18 protein-coding genes are annotated in these 17,561 nt (G+C 64.7%); 4 read left to right on the forward strand and 14 right to left on the reverse strand.

Annotation, left to right across the window (positions count from 1 at the left end; genetic code table 11):
• Positions 1–7: 7 nt before the first annotated feature.
• Positions 8–2,215, forward strand: a complete 2,208-nt coding sequence (locus tag LZ012_RS09530; protein WP_275710101.1) for an OsmC domain/YcaO domain-containing protein — start codon at positions 8–10, stop codon at positions 2,213–2,215.
• Positions 2,216–2,242: 27 nt separating this feature from the next.
• On the opposite strand, the gene LZ012_RS09535 is transcribed toward LZ012_RS09530, so the two are convergent.
• The 6 genes from LZ012_RS09535 to LZ012_RS09560 form a co-directional block, all read right to left on the reverse strand.
• A complete protein-coding gene (locus LZ012_RS09535) occupies positions 2,243–3,322 on the reverse strand; it encodes an ADP-ribosylglycohydrolase family protein (RefSeq protein WP_275710103.1) in 1,080 nt (359 codons plus the stop codon).
• Positions 3,323–3,352: 30 nt separating this feature from the next.
• Complete coding sequence (gene yghU, locus LZ012_RS09540; protein ID WP_275710106.1) at positions 3,353–4,228, reverse strand: glutathione-dependent disulfide-bond oxidoreductase; 876 nt, start codon at positions 4,226–4,228, stop codon at positions 3,353–3,355.
• Between the two features lie 40 nt (positions 4,229–4,268).
• Positions 4,269–4,916, reverse strand: a complete 648-nt coding sequence (locus LZ012_RS09545; RefSeq protein WP_275710108.1) for a protocatechuate 3,4-dioxygenase — start codon at positions 4,914–4,916, stop codon at positions 4,269–4,271.
• A 174-nt stretch (positions 4,917–5,090) separates the two neighbouring features.
• On the reverse strand, positions 5,091–5,882 hold the full coding sequence (gene eutC, locus LZ012_RS09550; protein WP_275710110.1) for an ethanolamine ammonia-lyase subunit EutC: 792 nt from the start codon (positions 5,880–5,882) through the stop codon (positions 5,091–5,093).
• A gap of 1 nt (position 5,883) precedes the next feature.
• Complete coding sequence (locus tag LZ012_RS09555) at positions 5,884–7,290, reverse strand: ethanolamine ammonia-lyase subunit EutB (protein WP_275710112.1); 1,407 nt, start codon at positions 7,288–7,290, stop codon at positions 5,884–5,886.
• A gap of 100 nt (positions 7,291–7,390) precedes the next feature.
• On the reverse strand, positions 7,391–7,828 hold the full coding sequence (locus tag LZ012_RS09560; RefSeq protein WP_275710114.1) for a winged helix-turn-helix transcriptional regulator: 438 nt from the start codon (positions 7,826–7,828) through the stop codon (positions 7,391–7,393).
• A 90-nt stretch (positions 7,829–7,918) separates the two neighbouring features.
• Between LZ012_RS09560 and LZ012_RS09565 the strand changes: the two genes are divergently transcribed.
• A complete protein-coding gene (locus tag LZ012_RS09565) occupies positions 7,919–8,770 on the forward strand; it encodes an SDR family oxidoreductase (RefSeq protein WP_275710116.1) in 852 nt (283 codons plus the stop codon).
• Between the two features lie 83 nt (positions 8,771–8,853).
• Here the strand turns inward: LZ012_RS09565 and LZ012_RS09570 are convergent, their stop codons facing one another.
• From LZ012_RS09570 to LZ012_RS09600, 7 genes are all read right to left on the reverse strand, one after another.
• Positions 8,854–9,513, reverse strand: coding sequence for a DUF2894 domain-containing protein (locus LZ012_RS09570; RefSeq protein ID WP_275710118.1), 660 nt, complete (start codon positions 9,511–9,513; stop codon positions 8,854–8,856).
• A complete protein-coding gene (locus LZ012_RS09575) occupies positions 9,506–10,150 on the reverse strand; it encodes an OmpA family protein (protein ID WP_275710120.1) in 645 nt (214 codons plus the stop codon). The genes LZ012_RS09570 and LZ012_RS09575 overlap by 8 nt, the downstream gene beginning before the upstream one ends.
• Before the next feature lie 2 nt (positions 10,151–10,152).
• Complete coding sequence (locus LZ012_RS09580; protein ID WP_275710122.1) at positions 10,153–12,636, reverse strand: DUF802 domain-containing protein; 2,484 nt, start codon at positions 12,634–12,636, stop codon at positions 10,153–10,155.
• The gene (locus LZ012_RS09585) at positions 12,633–13,409 is read right to left on the reverse strand and encodes a DUF3348 domain-containing protein (RefSeq protein ID WP_275710125.1); all 777 of its coding nucleotides are present in this window, start codon (positions 13,407–13,409) and stop codon (positions 12,633–12,635) included. Before LZ012_RS09585 ends, LZ012_RS09580 begins: the two co-directional genes overlap by 4 nt.
• Before the next feature lie 113 nt (positions 13,410–13,522).
• A complete protein-coding gene (locus tag LZ012_RS09590) occupies positions 13,523–14,323 on the reverse strand; it encodes a phytochelatin synthase family protein (protein ID WP_275710127.1) in 801 nt (266 codons plus the stop codon).
• A 76-nt stretch (positions 14,324–14,399) separates the two neighbouring features.
• On the reverse strand, positions 14,400–14,795 hold the full coding sequence (locus LZ012_RS09595) for a VOC family protein (protein WP_275710129.1): 396 nt from the start codon (positions 14,793–14,795) through the stop codon (positions 14,400–14,402).
• A 28-nt stretch (positions 14,796–14,823) separates the two neighbouring features.
• Complete coding sequence (locus LZ012_RS09600) at positions 14,824–15,270, reverse strand: SRPBCC family protein (protein WP_275710131.1); 447 nt, start codon at positions 15,268–15,270, stop codon at positions 14,824–14,826.
• A gap of 233 nt (positions 15,271–15,503) precedes the next feature.
• On the opposite strand from LZ012_RS09600, the gene LZ012_RS09605 reads away from it, so the two are divergent.
• On the forward strand, positions 15,504–16,040 hold the full coding sequence (locus LZ012_RS09605) for a DUF4142 domain-containing protein (RefSeq protein ID WP_275710133.1): 537 nt from the start codon (positions 15,504–15,506) through the stop codon (positions 16,038–16,040).
• 12 nt (positions 16,041–16,052) lie between these two features.
• Positions 16,053–16,418, forward strand: coding sequence for a cupredoxin domain-containing protein (locus LZ012_RS09610; RefSeq protein ID WP_275710135.1), 366 nt, complete (start codon positions 16,053–16,055; stop codon positions 16,416–16,418).
• Between the two features lie 21 nt (positions 16,419–16,439).
• Here LZ012_RS09610 and LZ012_RS09615 read toward each other — a convergent pair whose 3' ends face one another.
• Complete coding sequence (locus tag LZ012_RS09615; RefSeq protein ID WP_275710137.1) at positions 16,440–17,447, reverse strand: zinc-dependent alcohol dehydrogenase family protein; 1,008 nt, start codon at positions 17,445–17,447, stop codon at positions 16,440–16,442.
• Positions 17,448–17,561: the final 114 nt, after the last annotated feature.

The raw sequence follows: 17,561 nt of genomic DNA on the forward strand, positions 1-17,561 counted from the left end.
GTCCCGCATGGAAATCAAGGTCAATTTTCTCGACAAGCTGCGTCTCGAGGCCAAGTTCGACGACTTCACGGTCATCGCCGATCAGCCCATCCGCTACAAGGGCGACGGCTCGGCGCCGGGGCCGTTCGACTACTTCCTGGCGTCGTCGGCCTTGTGCGCGGCCTACTTCGTGAAGCTGTACTGCACCACGCGCAACATCCCGACAGACAACATCCGCCTGTCGCAAAACAACATCGTCGATCCGGAAAACCGCTACCAGCAGATTTTCAAGATCCAGGTCGAGCTGCCGGAGGATATTTCGGCCAAGGACCGCGAGGGCATCCTGCGTTCCATCGACCGGTGCACAGTGAAAAAAGTGGTGCAGACCGGGCCCGAGTTCGTGATCGAGGAAGTCGAGAATCTCGATGCCGACGCGCAGGCCCTGCTGACCCTGAATCCGGATTCGAAAGCGCAGACCTATATCGCCGGCAAGGACCTGCCGCTGGAGCAGACCATCGCCAATATGTCGGGCTTTCTGGCCGGCCTCGGCATCAAGATTGAGATCGCCTCGTGGCGCAATCTGGTGCCCAACGTCTGGTCGCTGCATATTCGCGATGCGCACTCGCCAATGTGCTTCACCAACGGCAAGGGATCGACCAAGGAAAGCGCGCTGGCCTCGGCGCTGGGCGAATACATCGAGCGCCTGAACTGCAACCATTTCTACAACGACCAGTTCTGGGGCGAGGAAATCGGCAACGCGGCCTTCGTGCATTACCCGGAAGAACGCTGGTTCAAGCCGGGCAAGAAGGATGCGCTGCCCAAGGGCCTGCTCGACGACTATTGCCTGGAAATCTACAACCCGGACGGCGAGCTGCGCGCTTCGCACCTCTACGACACCAACTCCGGCAATACCGAGCGCGGCATCTGCACGCTGCCCTATGTCCGCCAGTCGGACGGCGAAACGGTTTATTTTCCGACCAACCTGATCGACAACCTGTTCCTCAGCAACGGCATGAGCGCCGGCAATACCTTGCCTGAAGCGCAGGTGCAGTGCCTGTCGGAAATTTTCGAGCGCGCGGTCAAACGCGAAATCCTCGAAGGCGAAATCGCGCTGCCCGACGTGCCGGCCGAGGTGCTGGCCAAATACCCCGGCATCGTCGCCGGCATAGCGGAACTGGAAAAGCAGGGCTTCCCGGTGCTGGTCAAGGACGCCTCGCTGGGCGGCGAATTCCCGGTGATGTGCGTGACCCTGATGAACCCGCGCACCGGCGGCGTGTTTGCCTCCTTCGGCGCGCATCCCAGCCCGGAGGTGGCGCTCGAGCGCAGCCTGACCGAGCTGCTGCAGGGGCGCAGTTTCGAGGGGCTCAACGACCTGCCGCGGCCGACCTTCGAGAGCAACGCCGTCACCGAGCCGAACAACTTCGTCGAACACTTCATCGATTCCAGCGGCGTGGTGTCGTGGCGCTTTTTCAGCGCCAAGGCCGATTACGACTTCGTCGAGTGGGACTTTTCCGGCCACGGCGAAAACTCCAATGCCGACGAGGCCGCCGCCTTGTTCGGCATCCTCGCCGGCATGGGCAAGGAAGCGTACATGGCGGTCTATGACCAGCTCGGCGCTACGGCCTGCCGCATCCTGGTACCCGGTTATTCGGAAATCTATCCGGTGGAGGACCTGATCTGGGACAACACCAACAAGGCGTTGCACTTCCGCGCCGACATCCTGAATCTGCACAGCCTGGACGATAACGCCCTGGAAGCGCTGCTCGAACGGCTGGAAGACAGCGAGCTGGACGACTACACCGACATCATCACGCTGATCGGCGTCGAGTTTGACGAGAACACCGACTGGGGCCAATTGACCATTCTGGAGTTGAAGCTGCTGATCAATCTCGCCTTGCAGGAATTCGAAGCGGCGCAGGAACTGGTCAAAGCCTACCTGCAATACAACGAGAATACCGTCGAGCGCGGCCTGTTCTACCAGGCCCTGGACGTGGTGCTCGAGGTGGTGCTCGACGACGAGCTGGAACTGGCCGATTACGAGACCAACTTCCGCCGCATGTTCGGTGATCCCCGCATGGACGCGGCGATAGGATCGGTGGACGGCAGTGTGCGCTTCTTCGGCCTGACGCCGACCAGCCTGAAACTGGAAGGGCTGGACCGGCACCAACGCCTGATCGACAGCTACCGGAAGGTGCACCAGGCGCGGGCCAAGGCCGCTTCAACGGTCGATAACTGAGACGGCAGACGAGTTTCCGGTGACTGGCTAATGGACCATCTGTTCAGCCAGTCGCCTGGCCAGATCCAGCAACTCTCCGCTGTTTTCCAGACCCTCCAGGAAGCGTTGGGGAACTCCCGAAAGACCGGTTTGCGCGCCGGCCAGGGCGCCAGTGAGGATGGCACGTGCCTGGTTCTGCCCCCCGCCGTTCACCGCATTCAGCACGGCGGACTCGAAGTCGTCATGAAAGCGTGCGGCCAGATAGTAAGCGGCGGGAAACTGGTGATAGACCGCGCAGGGCAGGCCATAAACCAGCGAAACCTTCCAGGCCGGCTCGATGCGGATATCGGGATCGATCGCCGCAGTGGCGATCGCCGACGGGCCAAGCAGGGCATCCGGCGACGGAAAAAGCCCGGCTCTGGATGGTTCCGCCTGTCCGGGTTGCGGCGCTTGCAAATCGCCGCTGGTGACGGCGTGGAAAGGCAGTTCCCCCGATTTGACCCGCGCCATTAGTTTGCGCGAGATGCCGGAATCCAGGGTCTGCCCTTCGACCAGCATGCCGAGCAGCGCGCCGTAGGCCACGGTCATCGCCACCACCGTCCCATCCGTCTGTGTCAGCTGTGTGTTCCGGGTAACGGCCGACGCCAGTTCGGCCGGCCGTAGCGCGTAACGGATCGCAATGGCCAGAATGCGCTCGGCGGCTTCGGTGGTGTCCGCGTTGCCCGCTACCTGCCCCCACGGCAATCCGGCTTTCACCCGCTTATGCCACGCCGCCCGGATGGACTGGCTGGTGTAGCCGCCCGGCCCGTTCATCGGTGTCCCGTCGAGCAGCGGGAACAGTTCGGTATCCAGGCGATGGCAAAAGTCGGCTTCGTCGTACCCGCCGCAATCGACCAGCGACTGCACGGTCAGCCGCAGCAGGATACCCGCTTGCGAAGCCTGTCCCGCCTTCCGGCCGGCGTGATAGCGCCCCGGCTTGGGTGCGGTGTAGTCGCTGATCCACGGGCCGTAATCGGCCCGCATCTGGTCCAGGTCGTAGTACCAGTGGGGGCCGAGGGCGAGGGCGTCGCCAATGAAGCCACCCATCAAGGCGCCCATGGCGCGATCTTCGGGCGAGTGTGCGGGCATCTTAATCTTCCATGGAGCGGCTACCGGCAATCATGATTGCGGCTGCAGCTTGTCTTGCGTTCGGTTGGCGAAATCGCTCGCGTCGTGGCGCTCGTGCAGCTGGCTGTCGAGCGGCCCCGACACCCGGTTGACCATCCGGCCCCGGTGCACTGCCGGGCGTTCGGCAATTTCATCGGCCCAGCGAACCACATGCGTATAGTCCTTCACCTGCAGGAATTCACCGGCCTCATAGAGCTGGCCTCTGGCCAACGCACCGTACCACGGCCAGATGGCGATATCGGCGATGGTGTACTCGTTGCCGGCGACGTAGGGGTTCTCCGCCAGCCGCCGGTTGAGGACGTCCAGTTGGCGCTTGACCTCCATGGCGAAGCGGTCGATGGCGTATTCGATCTTGCTCGGCGCATAGACGTAAAAGTGGCCGAAGCCGCCACCGAGGAAGGGCGTGCTGCCCATCTGCCAGAACAGCCACGACAGGCATTCGGCGCGCCGGACTGGATCGGTCGGCAGCAAGGCGCCAAATTTCTCGGCCAGGTAGAGCAGGATCGATCCGGACTCGAACACCCGCACCGGCTGCGGACCGCTGCAGTCCAGCAGGGCAGGGATCTTGGAATTCGGGTTCACTTCGATGAACCCGCTGCCGAACTGATCGCCCTCGTTGATGCGGATCAGCCAGGCATCGTATTCGGCGCCGCTATGGCCGAGGGCCAGCAATTCTTCCAGCATCACCGACACCTTGACGCCGTTGGGCGTGGCCAGCGAATACAACTGCAGCGGGTGCTTGCCGCGCGGCAGCGTTTTTTCGTGGGTTGCCCCGGCGATCGGGCGATTGATGTTGGCGAAGTGCCCGCCGTTGGCCTTGTCCCAGGTCCAGATTTTGGGCGGGGTGTAAGTGTTCGATTCGGGCATGGGAGTCCTGTCGGTGGAAGGTGATTCGAAGGGAGTTCGCTCAGGCGACGACGATGGAAAAGCGGGCCCGCAAGACGCCGTTGTCCGGAACGAAAGGAACGGTCAAGGCGGCCCGCTCGTCGGCGCTCAAACGACGCCACAGAAAATCGCGTGGATTGCCGGGATCGCCGTCGACATACAGCTGGGTGGTCAGCAACTCCCGCTCGCCGAGCCGGACTTTGACATGGATATGCGGTGTGCGGCCGCTGTAGGGAGCGGGCCGCATGGTGCGAAAGCGGTACTGGCCGTCGGGCGCAACGGTAAACCGGCCAAAACCTTGAAATCGATTGTCCGCCCGGCCACCATCACCGGGGTGGTGGTAATGGCCGGCATGGTCGCATTGCCAAATCTCGACCTGCGCTCCAGCCACCGGCCGGCCGGCGAGGTCGCTGACAGTTCCTTCGAGCCAGACGGCTTGGCCCTCCGGATAGCTAAAGGCACCGTTGCGCAGCAAGTCGTTATCGCTGTCCTTGGGAAAGACCACCGGGTAGAACGGACCTTCGGTCTGGGCCGGTGTGGCTCGCCGATTGGCTGCCGGCTGGGGCGAAACCCCCAGGCACCAGGCCGGCGCGCCGGCCAGCAGAGCGGCGACCAAGCGGCGGCGCGTGCGCTCATGGCGCGTTGAAGCAGGCGAAATGACAAGTGGCATAAGAAACCTCCAATCGTGTGGTTGGAGATGACAGCCGTGATCTGGTTCCGGATTTCTTGCTCGGCAATGCTTCGAGAATCGGCTTATCGAGAGCGGGCACTGACGGCGGGATACATTTCCCGCAGAAATAGCGAAATGTGCCTAGGGTGAATCGGGGGCATGATCAGTGGCGGACTATTCTTCAGTCTGCTGACCGGCGGCCGGCGCCGCAGCATCCGCGATGGCCGCCATTTCGCTCTCGTCCTTGAGTGCCACGCCGGTCGTCCCTCGCTGCAAGGCCGCTTCCACCAGCCAGACGAGGCGCGCCGCCGCTGCGTCACAGGGCAGTCCTTCGGGGCGCACATTCGAGATGCAGTTGCGCTCGCCGTCCGTTCTGCCGCGCTGCGGGCCGTAAGTGAGATAGACGCCCAGGCTGTCGGGCGAGGATAAACCGGGCCGCTCGCCGATCAGGACCACGACCAGCCGCGCCCGCAGACATTCTCCCACTTCGTCGCCGAGCGCCACGCGGCCTTGCTCGGCGATGACCACCGGCGGCGTTGTCCAGCGTCCGGCACTGCGCGCGTGGAAAGCCTGCAGGAGCGGCACGGCATGGCTTTGCACGGCCTGGGCGGAAAGGCCGTCGGCGATGACGAAGCACACATCGGCCGGGGATGATGCCGCCGCCAGTAGCGTTTCGCGGTCGTCCGCCCGCAACTGCCGCCCGAGGTCGGGGCGCAACAGGTAAGTGCGCCGGTCGGGGGCGGCGCTATGGACGCGCCGGCTGGCGAAGCCAGCGGCGGTCAGTTCGGCTTCAAGGCGGGCGATATCGAGCGGCAGATGGACCGCATCGCGCGCCTGGGCATGGGCCAGTCCGAAGCGCAGCACTTCGCCGGTCGGCAAGGCGCAGCCGGCACGCCCGAGCGCAATGCGCGCCGGGGTCAACACCCGCAGGGCCTGCCAGTTGTCGGATGTCGTGAGCTTGCCCATGCTACTGGCCTCCCCGTTGCCCAGCCTGCGCCAGTTCGCCGAGGAACGGCAGCAACTGGGGCGCCGGCTTGTCCAGCAGTTGTCCATCCGTACCGGCAATCTGCATGCGTTCGAGCCAGGCCTCGAATTCCGGTGCATGGCGCAGGCCCAGCACGTTGCGAACATAGAGCGCATCGTGGAAGGACGTGCTCTGGTAATTGAGCATCACATCGTCGGAGCCCGGCACGCCCATGACGTAGCTGACGCCGGCGACCGCCAGCAGCGTCAGCAGGTTGTCCATGTCGTCCTGGTCCGCCTCGGCGTGATTGGTATAGCAGATGTCGCAGCCCAGCGGCACGCCGAGGAGCTTGCCGCAGAAGTGGTCTTCCAGGCCGGCGCGGGTGATCTGCTTGCCGTCGTACAGGTACTCGGGGCCGATGAAACCGACGACGCTATTGACCAGGAGCGGCGAGTAGGCGCGCGCCACGCCGTAGGCCCGAGCTTCGCAAGTCTGCTGGTCGACGCCGTGGTGCGCATCAGCCGACAGGGCGCTGCCCTGGCCGGTCTCGAAATACATGACGTTGTTGCCGACCGTGCCGCGCCCCAGCGACAAGGCTGCTTGCTGCGCCTCGCGGAGCAGGGCGAGGCTGACGCCGAAGGAACGGTTGGCCTGCTCGGTGCCGGCTATGGACTGGAAAATCAGATCGACCGGCGCTCCCTGCTCGATGCCCCGAATCTGGCTGGTGACGTGGGTGAGGACACAGGACTGGGTCGGAATGGTGTGGCGCTGGATCAGTTCGTCGAGCATGTGCCACAGGCGCATGAAGACGGACAGGTTGTCGGAAGCCGGATTGATGCCGATCACCGCGTCGCCGCAGCCGTAGAGCAGCCCGTCGAAGATGGAAGCCGCGATGCCGCGGGCGTCGTCGGTCGGATGGTTGGGCTGCAGGCGCACCGCAAGCCGCCCGGGCAAGCCGATGGTGTCGCGAAAGCGCGTCACCACCCGGCACTTGCGGGCGACGGCGATCAGATCCTGGTTGCGCATCAGCTTCGACACGGCGGCCGCCATCTCCGGCGTGATGCCGGGGGCGACGCGAGCCAGCACCGTGGCGTCCGTTTCCGGCAACAGGAGCCAGTTACGGAAATCGCCGACGGTCAGGTGCGAGATTTCGGAAAACGCCGTCTGGTCGTGGGTGTCGACGATGAGGCGGGTGACTTCATCCGTTTCGTAGGGAATCAGCGCTTCGGCCAGGAAGATGCCGAGCGGCAGGTCGGCCAGACAACAGCGGGCTGCCATGCCTTCCTCGGCGGTCGCGGCGGCCAGGCCGGCGAGCATGTCGCCCGAGCGGAGCGGGCTCGCCTTGGCCAGCACTTCCCTCAAATTGGCAAAATGGTAGGTGCGTGTGCCGAGCCTATGCGAATAGGGCATGCTGCCTCTCCTCTACGCCGCCAGTGTCATGACTGACATTATGGGCGCGGACAGGTTTCATGCGACAGCTGCACGAGACGCCAATGCCAGGAAATCGATACTAGGCAATCCGGTCGGCGCTACCCGCGGCGTTGCCCTGGTTGCCGCGATCATTGAGCCGTTGCGCAGCGAGAATTTCCGGCAGCTTGACCTCGATCCAGTCGGCCAGCGCCTCGACCTTGAGGCCGATTTCCAGGCCCAGAGGGGTCAGCCGGTATTCGACATGGGGTGGCACGACGGGGTAGGAGATGCGTTCGACGAAGCCGTCGCCTTCCAGCCATTGCAGGGTCTGGGCCAGCATTTTTTCGCTGATCCCGTTCACCTTGCGCCGCAGGTCGCTGAAGCGCTGGGTGCCGCCGAGCAGGGCGACGAGCAACAGCACGCCCCAGCGGCTGGTGACGTGTTTCAGGACCTCGCGGGACGGACATTTTTCCGAGAACAGTTCGCCGCGCCGCATGAGGTCGGAAAGCCTAGGAGTGGTTTCATCGCTGTTATGCATTTTGAGCTTACCTTTTGGTGCGTACTTACTAAAAGTTAGCGTTGTCGTTATTCTGCAGCTTCCCTTCTCCGAAATAAAGGAATTTCAATCATGATCGTCGTTACTGGAGCATCCGGCCAACTCGGCCGACTGGTTATCGAAGCCCTGCTGAACAAAGTGCCGGCCGGCGAAATCGTCGCCGCCGTGCGCAATCCCGGGAAAGTGGCCGATCTGGCGGCGCGTGGCGTCCAGGTTCGCCAGGCCGATTACGATCAGCCGGCCAGTCTGGCGGCGGCCTTCAAAGGGGCAGACAAGCTGCTGCTGATTTCGGCCAGCGAGGTTGGCCGCCGCGTGCCGCAACACCGTGCCGCGATCGATGCGGCCAAGGCGGCCGGCGTCGGTCTGCTGGCCTACACCAGCCTGCTGCATGCCGATACCTCGCCCCTGCCGCTGGCGGCCGAGCACAAGGAAACGGAAAGCCTGATCCGCGCTTCCGGTCTGCCCGCGGTCATCCTGCGCAACGGCTGGTATACCGAGAACTACACGGCCGGGGTACCGACCGCGCTGCAATACGGCGTGGTGCTGGGCAGCGCCGGGCAGGGCAGGATTGCCTCGGCGGCGCGGGCCGATTACGCCGCAGCGGCGGCCGCCGTGCTGACCCAGGAAAACCAGGCCGGGCGCATTTACGAACTGGCCGGCGACGACTCTTACACCCTGACCGAACTGGCCGCCGAAATTGCCCACCAATCCGGCAAGGCCGTGGCTTACCAAAATTTGCCGGAAAGCGAATTCAAGGCCGCCTTGCTCGGCGCCGGCTTGCCGGATTTCCTGGCGACGCTGCTCGCCGAGTCCGATGTCGGTGCCTCAAAGGGCGGCTTGTTCGATGACAGCCGGCAATTGAGCGCCCTGATCAGGCGGCCGACCACGCCGCTGGCCGAATCGGTCAAGCTGGCGCTGGGGTGATCTCTGAACGGCGGGTTGCTGGACAGCAATGTACCGGCAATCCGCCGACGGGAATGGTCGAACAGTAGTCAGCCGCTCCCGCCTCAGCCGCGCTTCGTCGTTTTCGCCTTTTTCTCGCCTTCACCGGTCGCCGGTTTCATCGGCGACGCATTCTCCAGCCAGATCAGCGTATCGATGTAGGACATGAAGCCCTGCAGGTAGTCCGGGGCGTGATCGCGCATGGCGCTCAGGGAGCGCAGCACGAGGTGCTGGGAGTTCATCGGGCCGGCGTTTTCCGGGGCCTGGGCCAGCGTCTGCGCCAGTTGCTGCTCGGTGCTGAGCTTGGACCAGGTGGCGCGGAAGTAGGCGACGGATTTCAGTTCGCTGGCCTGTTTGTGCCGGGTTTGGGCTGCCGGATGCGGTGCCGGGCGGGCGCTAGGTGCCGGCTGACTGGCTGGCGGTGCAGCGAGGGCGTGCTCGCCGATGTAGGCAAGCAGTTCGGCGAGCGGGCTTGGGGCTGGGGGCTTGGTTTTCCCGGTTTTCGCAGCCGTCGGTTGGGGGTGCCGGGCGGCTAGTGCATCGGCCTCGCGGGCGATCTTGGTGCTCAGCACGCGGCGGATCGCTTCCGGTTGCTCCGCCGCGCGGCGGGCCAGCGCATCGAGGTAGGCGAAGCGGACCGGGGCCAAACGGTCGGCGCCGCTTTCGCGCAGGGCAGCCAGCTTGCTGCCCGGTTCGGCGCTGCTGTCGGCCGGCAACTCAGCCATTGCCGTCCTTCTTGGCTGGCGCCGACTTGGGAACCGGCGCCATTTCGACCCGCCGGTTGCGAGCGCGGCCTTCGGCGTCGGCATTGTCGGCGACCGGCTGTTGCGAGCCGAAGGCGGCGGCGAAGATGGCGGAGGAGGGGATGCCGTCCTCGATCAGCGTGCGCGTGACGGTCAGCGCCCGTTGCGCCGAGAGTTCCCAGTTGTCGGCGAATTGGCTGTTGCTGCCGCGTACCGGCATGTCGTCGGTAAAGCCGCTGACCATCAGCATCTGCTCGCTGGCCGCCAGGTAGGCGCCGATGGGCTGGGCCAGTCCCTTGAGCAGTTGCCGGCCTTCCGGCTGCAATCGGTCGGAGTTGAGCGCGAAGAGCACGTTGCCGCTGATCCCGATCTTGCCGTTGGCTAGCGTCACGCGGCCCGAAGCGAGCGGGCCGGCCAGCGCCTTTTCGAGCGCCATGCGGCGTTGTTCTTCCTGCTGGCGCTTCTGGATTTCGGCCTCCAGGCTGCTGACCAATTCCAGTTGCACACCGAGCACGCCGACCAGGATCAGCACGAAGGCGCCGAGCAGGCCGGACATCAGGTCGCCGAAAACGGCCCAGATGGGCGTGGCGTGTTCGACGCCGGCGTCGTTCTCGTCCATGCTCAACCTTCGGCCGCTTGCCCGACGGCACGCTGCAGATCATCGACGATCTGCTTCTGCGACATGATGCTGAGGTCGATGATCTCGCGCGCCTGGGCGACGTAGTAGGCGAGCTGTTCGTCGCTGCGCGTCAGCGACTTGGCGAGGACGCCTTCGATGCGTTGCAGGGCGGCCATCATCTTGTCGTTGGAGGCGGTGAACAGGCCGACGGCGTGGCCGAAGGCTTCGCTCAGGCTGGCCACTTCGAGCGCTCCGCCGGCGATGCCGGCGCCGATGTCGACCAGCTTGCCGGCCTCGCTCTCGACCTTGGCGGCAAACTGGCCGCCGGTGCGTTCGAGCAATTCGGCCGACGAGGCGACCAGCGCGTCGATAGCGCTGCGCTGCTCGGTCGAGGCATGGTTGATGGCGTCGAGCAGGGCACCGAGGGTTTCCATGATGCGGCTGCGTTCTTCGAGCAGGCTGTTGTCGCGGGCCATGCTGGCGGTCAGTTCGTGGCGTAGCTGGCCGATGACTTCGGCGGCGGCCTTGGGCGCTTCGGCCGCCGTCTGCATCAGGCGGGTGACTTCGGCGATGGTGGTTTCGGCCTGGCGCTGCGTGGCGGCGACCAGTTCGCGGGCGGTGTCGCCGAGCGACTGTGTGAGCTGTTGCTGTTGCGCCAGCGTGGCATCGCCGGCCTGCTGCCATTGCGCTTCCAGCTTGCCGGCCATCGCTGCCAGGGCGTCGGCGAAGGTGGCCTGGCGCGCCTGTTCGCCGGCAGCCCATTCGTTCTGCCAATCCGCTTGCAGGCCGCGCATTTCGGCGAGCAGGCCGGCGGTGCGTTCGGCGAAGGTGGCTGCAAGGGCGGTCTGCGTCTGGTCGAGGGCGCTGGTCAGGCGTTCGCTGGCCTGCTCATGCCGGGCGAGGGCGCTGCTCCAGGTGTCGGCGACGGCACTGACAGCACCGTCGAAACGGGTGGCGATGCCGTCGAGCTGGGTGGCCACCTGCTGCGTCAACGCGGCCTGCTGGTCCTGCGTGGTTTGGGCGAAGGCGGCGTGGGCGGCGGTCAGTTCGCCGGTCAGGGCGGCGTGGTTGCTGTCGACCGCGTCGAGCAGCGCCTGTGAGCGCTGGCCGAAGGTGTCGGCAAAGGCGGTCAGCGTTGTTTGCAGCCCCTGGTTCAGGGATACGCTGGTCTCCGCATGCTGAGCCAGTGCGCCTTGCCAGGTTTCGGCAACCTGGGCGACGGCCTGGTCCAGCCGGCCAGCGACGCTGTCGAGCTGGGAGGTGATGGTGTTCGCCAACTGCTGCTGGGTGTCGTGCGTGGTCTGCAACTGCGTGGCGTTGTGCTGCGCTGCGTCGGCCCGGAGGGTGGCATGCGCGGTTTCCACCGAGGCGAGGAGGGCGGCCGAGCGCTGCTCGAAGCTGTCGGTATAGCCCTGCAAGGCCGTCTGCAGGTGGCGGTGTTGGGCGTCGGTGGCTTCTTCGTGGCGGATGAGCGCCTGATTCCAGCTTTCGCCGACGGCGGAAGCGCTTTGGGCAAACTGGCGGGAAATTCCGTCCAGTTCGGTGTGCACGCTGCCGAACAACTTGTCGTGCAGGGCGCGGGTTTCGCCGGCGATGCCGTTCATGGTCGCCGTCACCACCGGCTGGATGGTTTCGGCGGCCAGCCGTGCGCTGTCCTTGAGACTGGCCTTCAGCGACTGATCGACCGATTGCGCCAGTTCGCTATAGATGCCCTTGGCTTCCTGGTGGAAACTTTGCTGGCCGGCCAGCAGGTGGTCGCCCAACTGGCGGTTCTGTTCGGCCATCTGGGTCATCAGGGCGTCGAGCTTGCCGACCAGGTCGGGCAGGGTCTGGGCCTGTGATTGCAGTGCCTTGAAGGTTTCCTGGCGCTGGTGGACGAGGGAGAAGTCGCGCAGGACGCTGGCGATCTTGCTGTCGAGCAGTTGCCCGACGACCAGGCGCTCGCGCCGACAGAGCGCCGAAATCAGGCCGAGCATGGCCGAGGCGGCGACGCCGGCCACCGAGGTGCCGAAGGCGACGCCCAGGCCCTTGACCGGCGCGGCCAGCGCGGAGCGGATGGTCTGCAGGTCGGTCGTGCTTTCCAGAGCCAGCACGGCGCCGTTCAGCGTCACCACCATGCCGAGGAAGGTGCCGAGCATGCCGAGCAGGACGAGCAGGCCGACCAGGTAGGGTGTGACGCTGGGGCCGGGCAGGGCGACGCGCTCGCCTTCGATGCGCAGGCGGACGGTGTTCTGCAAGGCGGGTGGCACCTGCTGCAGCCATTCGCCGAGGTGGGCGAGGTCGTCCGGAATCTGGCGCAGGGCGCTGGCCAGCTCGGCGGTGTTGCCGTGGTAGCGGCGCATCTCGACGGCGCCGGCCAGGTACACCACGGCGATGGCGCAGGAGACGGCGAAGGCGATGCCATGGCCGCCGATGTAACCGGCGGCGACCCAGATCACGGCCACCAGGCCGAGGAGGAAAGCGGAAATACTGATATTGCGGTTCATTGCTTGCTTGTTTCGGTTGATTCGCCCGGGGCGCCGAGGGCGGCGATCAGGCCGGCCACGGGTTTCAGGCGCAGTTCGAGTTCGGAGAGCAGGACGGCCTGGGCGTCGCGGCAGAAGGCTTCAAGCCAGCGGCCCGGTTGCGTCCACAGGGCGGGATCGTCGGCGGCGGCTTCGCTCAGGCTGTCCCTGTGCTCCTGGTAGCGCTGCGCGAAGCGCTTGGCGAGCAGCATGGGGATCGTGCCCAGCAGGGTGCGCTCGCGTGCAGCGAGGATTTTTTCGAAACTGGCGTCCACTTCGGCCAGTTGGCGCAGGGGTGGCGAGTGGTCGGCCAGGGCCTTGCGCGCATTGGCCCGCAGGGCGCCGATGGCCGCGCTCATGTCGCGCTGGTGAGCCAGGTAGTAGCGATGGTAGGGCGTGAAATCCGCGGCGCTTTCCGCCGTCGCCTGCGGCAATGGGGTCGGGAAGCGGATGCGGGCCGTTTCGGCGCTGAAAACGCCGTCGTTGAGGATGGAGTCGGACAAATTGCGGCGCACCCGCGCCAATTGGTCATGCAGCGGCCGGACGGCCGGATTGGCGTTTGCACCGGCGACAGAGGTCGCCCCGCCACCGCTGTTCAGTGCCGAGTACAGTGCCAGTGCGTCCGCGAAATCCAGCCATTGCCCGAGCCGTTCGCCGAGGTCGTATTTGGGATCGATGGCGTCCGGGATGGTTTCGGACAGGATGCGGACGAGACCGGAGCGATTGAATGTGGCGTGCGACAAACCACCTGTCATGCGCGAATCCGAGGTCGATGTGCGAAAGGAGCGCAAGGCTACTATAAGTTTGCGATGCGGTCAGCGGATTACTGAACCGATAGTCTACGCCACCTGGCGCCGACGGGATGCGCTCAACGGGAGCGAACCAGGATGTAGCCCCTGTTCTCGGCCATATCGCGGGTTTTCATCCCCTGGATCAGGGTCGCCAACGGCATCCAGCCCCAGAGGTGCAGGCTGGGGTTCACATCGAGGACGAGTACCGAATCGCTTGCCTCGTCGTAGGCGGCGAGCGGCGAAATATGCCCGCCCCCCGATTGGCCGATGGTCGGGCGGTGGTAATTGACGATGACGAAATCCTGCGCGCGGTTGAGGTTGTCGATCAGGTCCTGGCGGATATCGGTCTCGGCCTTGCGGTCATCGACAATGACCAGGCGCGTCTCGACCTTGTGCGCTCGGAGCAGTTCGTCGAGCTGGCGCAGTTGGTAGCCGCCATCACGGGACAATTTGCCGTCGATCAGGCTGGGTTCCCCAAAGACCTGTGCCCTGGTCTTTTTGCCGGTGGCGATAACGCTTTCCTGAGTATGCCGACGCACGGTCAATTCCAGTCCGCCAGGGAGGTAACGGCTGTCCGCGGGAAGCAGGCGACTGCGATCGCGCGGCGCCTCCTCGCCTTGTGGGGCCAGGGCGTTGAGGACCATGGCCGCCGTGGTCGGGCCGCAGAAGGCTATTGTCGCCTGCGCTTCGAACTGATTAGCGAGGGGCGCGAAGTCGGTTTTTGCATTGGTACGGGCCAGTCTATCCAGACCCTCCGCGCTGGCGAAGGGGACGAGCGCCTGGCTGTGTGATGGCGCTCTGGTGCCGTCGGCGAGGGCGGAGGCATGCAGCGCGACCGCCACCAGCAGTGCGGACGCGATTCGGGCGAGCGATGACATTGATCCCTCCATGTGACGAGAGGGTAATTCTACCGCCCCCTGCTTTGCCGGCCGGCGTTGGTCAGTATCTTGTCCTTTACTGCATCGAATGCAGGCCGATCATGTTGCCTTCGCTGTCCCTCAACAGCACGATGAACCCGTACTGGCCAATGGACATCTTGTCCTTGACGATCTGGCCGCCGGCCTTGGCGGCGTTCGCCGCTTCGACGGCGCAGTCGGCGCAGCGGAAATAGACCAGTATGTTGTGGCCGCCGGCTTCGAGGCCGGGGATCTTGACCAGCGCCCCGGTGACGCCCATGGCGTGTTCGTGCATGGGAAAAGCCCACATTTCCATGCCGGGCGGCTGGTTTGGCGCTTCCAGCCGGGTAAACGACGTACCCAGCATGGCTTCGTAAAAGGTCTTGGCCCGCTGCATGTCGTTCACGTAGATTTCGAACCAGCCGACGGGGTTGTGGATGGCGTCTTCGCTCATGGCAATTCTCCTTTGGTGAAAATTAGGTCTAATCTGGAATTTCCGGCTCGACCAGGCGTGCCAGGTGGTCCAGCGACTCCTGCCAGCCGAGGTAGCAGAACTCCACCGGAATCTGCTCGGGGATACCCTCCTGCACGACCTTCAACTCCGTACCGCAGACCACGGCGCGCAGGGTGACGGTGGTCACCATCTCGCCTGGCAGCTTGGCGTCGTCGAACTGGTCGGTGTAGCGGATGCGCTCGTTCGGCGCGAGTTCGAGATAGCGGCCGCCGAAGGAATGGCCGTTGCCGGTGGTGAAATTGCGGAACGCCATCCGGAAGCTGCCGCCGACCTTGGCGTCCAGGTGATCGACCTTGCACGTGAAGCCATTGGGCGGCAGCCAGCGGGCGAGGGCTTCGGCATCGAGAAAGGCGCGGTAGATCTTTTCGGGTTTGGCACGCAGCACGCGATGCAGGTTGACGGTACCGGTCGGCATGATTTTTCCTTTCCTTTTGGGATTCGCTTCGGGGTAGTTGTTGTTGCTTGTTATTCAGCTTAGACGGCTGGCCACGCAGCAATTCACCCGTCCTGAGAAATTTTTTCGAAGCAGGGCGCAATGCCGACACAGGTCGGCGCGCATTCCGATGCTCGCCGCGGCGTCCTCCGATATGAGGGGCGCGCCGCGAATGGGATGATTCGGCAATCCCCCATCTCACAAGGAAAACAAGCGTGAAAACATCGGCTGTCATTCTTGCCAGTGCCCTGCTGCTCGGTGCCGGAGCTTCGCTGGCCCAGGGCAACACGACGGCGACCACTCCAACCGATCCGCAGATTGCGCACATCGTCGTCACCGCCAACCAGATCGACATCGACGCCGGCAAAGTCGCCGAGTCGAAAGCGTCGTCCAAGGACGTCAAGGCATTCGCCAAGCAGATGGTCACCGACCATACCGGCGTCAATAAACAGGCTTCCGAATTGGTCAAGAAGCTCAAGGTGACACCGGAGGACAACCCGACCAGCCGCAACCTCAAGGCCGGCGGCGACGACATGCAGAAGCAGCTCAAAGGCATGAAGGAAACGGACTTCGACAAGGCCTACATCGACAACGAAGTGACCTTCCACCAGACCGTGCTCGATTCCATCGACAAGACGCTGCTGCCCAATGCCAAGAACGACGAGCTGAAGAACCTGATCACCAAGACCCGGCCCGCCATCGCGGCGCACCTCGAGCATGCGAAGCAGCTTCAGGCTTCGTTGAACAAGTAGCGCGGCCACTTTATGCCGCGGTCGTCGTTGCGCCGGGGCGGTACCCGATGGCGCCTCCTGCCGGCCATCGCGCTCGCCTGGGCAGTGGCCATCCTGCCGACGGCCGGTGAAGCGCGCGACACCGTACCGGCCGTCCGCCACACTGTCGTCATGGACGGCACGCAGTACGAACCGGCAACCCTGACGGTTAAGCGCGGCGAAACGGTAGTCTGGATCAACAAGGACCCCTTCCCGCACACCGCCACCGCGCCCGGCGTTTTCGACTCGCACTCCATTGCCGCGGGCAAGTCGTGGAAATACAAGGCGCGGCGGGCCGGCGAGTTTCCCTACGTGTGCACCCTGCATCCGACCATGAAAGGGATGCTCCGGGTCGAGTAAGGCACCGGACCCGGTAGCCGGTCAAATCTCGATGCAGATTTTCCCGAAATGCCGGCCTGACTCTTCGTGCCGGAAGGCGTCGGCCAGACCGCCCAGCGGAAAGCTGCGGTCGATCACCGGGCGCAGCTTGTTTGCGCTCAGGGCGCGGACCATTTCCTGCTGGTGGTTGCGGCTGCCGACGACAAATGCGTGCAGACGAATCTGCTTGGCGAGCAGGGTCAGGATCGGTGCATTGCCTTCGATGCCGGTCAGGACGCCGATCAGCGCAATGTGGCCGCCTATGCGGGCAGCGGTGATCGATTGCGCCAGGGTGGCCGGGCCGCCCACTTCGACGACATGGTCGACGCCGCGGCCGTCGGTCAATTCCAGCACCCGGGCACCCCAATCCGGGGTTTGCTGGTAATTGATGGTGTGGTCCGCGCCGAGGGCTTTCAGGCGCTCCAGTTTGGCGTCGGAAGACGAGGTCGAAATCACCGTCGCCCCCATCATCTTGGCAATCTGCAAGGCGAAGATCGATACGCCGCCGGTGCCCATGGTCAGCACGCTGTCGCCGGCCTTCAGGCCGCCATTGACCACCAAGGCGCGCCAGGCGGTCAGGCCGGCGGTGGTCAGCGTCGCCGCTTCGGCATGCGTGTAACCGGCCGGGGCGTGGGTAAACCAGCCGGCCGGGCGGACGGCATACTCACGGGCATAGCCATCGACACCGTCGCCTGGCGTGGTGGCAAACCCGGCGACCGGCGGTTCGCCGTGTTGCCAGGTCGGGAAGAAACACGACACCACGTGATCGCCCACCTTGAATTCGTCGACGCCGGGGCCGACCGCTTCGACGACGCCGGCACCGTCGGACAGCGGGATGCGCCCGGCTGCCGTGGGCAGGCCGCCGACAGCGACCAGGTAATCGTGGAAATTGAGCGAACTGGCGTGGATGCGGACGCGAATTTCGCCCGAGCCGGGTGCGCCGGGGTCGGCGAACTGGGCAAGGCGGAGGTTGTCGAGATGGGTGGGGGATTGCAACTGGATACCCTGCATGGTGTCTCCTTTTCGTTTTTAAGAGAGTTGGTCGAAACACGTGCTGACCGGCAAAGCGGACTGCCTGGGGCGCGAAGTCCGCGAGGCCCCGGCACAATCCTTTGCGAATGTCAT

The sequence above is a fragment of the Dechloromonas hankyongensis genome (genome assembly GCF_022012295.1).
GTDB lineage: Bacteria > Pseudomonadota > Gammaproteobacteria > Burkholderiales > Rhodocyclaceae > Azonexus > Azonexus hankyongensis.

Coding starts and splice junctions, on each gene's coding strand:
- LZ012_RS09530 (WP_275710101.1), top strand. CDS start 8: ATGGAAATCAAGGTCAATTTTCTCGACAAGCTGCGTCTCGAGGCCAAG.
- LZ012_RS09535 (WP_275710103.1), bottom strand. CDS start 3,322: ATGCCCGCACACTCGCCCGAAGATCGCGCCATGGGCGCCTTGATGGGT.
- yghU (WP_275710106.1), bottom strand. CDS start 4,228: ATGCCCGAATCGAACACTTACACCCCGCCCAAAATCTGGACCTGGGAC.
- LZ012_RS09545 (WP_275710108.1), bottom strand. CDS start 4,916: ATGCCACTTGTCATTTCGCCTGCTTCAACGCGCCATGAGCGCACGCGC.
- eutC (WP_275710110.1), bottom strand. CDS start 5,882: ATGGGCAAGCTCACGACATCCGACAACTGGCAGGCCCTGCGGGTGTTG.
- LZ012_RS09555 (WP_275710112.1), bottom strand. CDS start 7,290: ATGCCCTATTCGCATAGGCTCGGCACACGCACCTACCATTTTGCCAAT.
- LZ012_RS09560 (WP_275710114.1), bottom strand. CDS start 7,828: ATGCATAACAGCGATGAAACCACTCCTAGGCTTTCCGACCTCATGCGG.
- LZ012_RS09565 (WP_275710116.1), top strand. CDS start 7,919: ATGATCGTCGTTACTGGAGCATCCGGCCAACTCGGCCGACTGGTTATC.
- LZ012_RS09570 (WP_275710118.1), bottom strand. CDS start 9,513: ATGGCTGAGTTGCCGGCCGACAGCAGCGCCGAACCGGGCAGCAAGCTG.
- LZ012_RS09575 (WP_275710120.1), bottom strand. CDS start 10,150: ATGGACGAGAACGACGCCGGCGTCGAACACGCCACGCCCATCTGGGCC.
- LZ012_RS09580 (WP_275710122.1), bottom strand. CDS start 12,636: ATGAACCGCAATATCAGTATTTCCGCTTTCCTCCTCGGCCTGGTGGCC.
- LZ012_RS09585 (WP_275710125.1), bottom strand. CDS start 13,409: ATGACAGGTGGTTTGTCGCACGCCACATTCAATCGCTCCGGTCTCGTC.
- LZ012_RS09590 (WP_275710127.1), bottom strand. CDS start 14,323: ATGTCATCGCTCGCCCGAATCGCGTCCGCACTGCTGGTGGCGGTCGCG.
- LZ012_RS09595 (WP_275710129.1), bottom strand. CDS start 14,795: ATGAGCGAAGACGCCATCCACAACCCCGTCGGCTGGTTCGAAATCTAC.
- LZ012_RS09600 (WP_275710131.1), bottom strand. CDS start 15,270: ATGCCGACCGGTACCGTCAACCTGCATCGCGTGCTGCGTGCCAAACCC.
- LZ012_RS09610 (WP_275710135.1), top strand. CDS start 16,053: ATGCCGCGGTCGTCGTTGCGCCGGGGCGGTACCCGATGGCGCCTCCTG.
- LZ012_RS09615 (WP_275710137.1), bottom strand. CDS start 17,447: ATGCAGGGTATCCAGTTGCAATCCCCCACCCATCTCGACAACCTCCGC.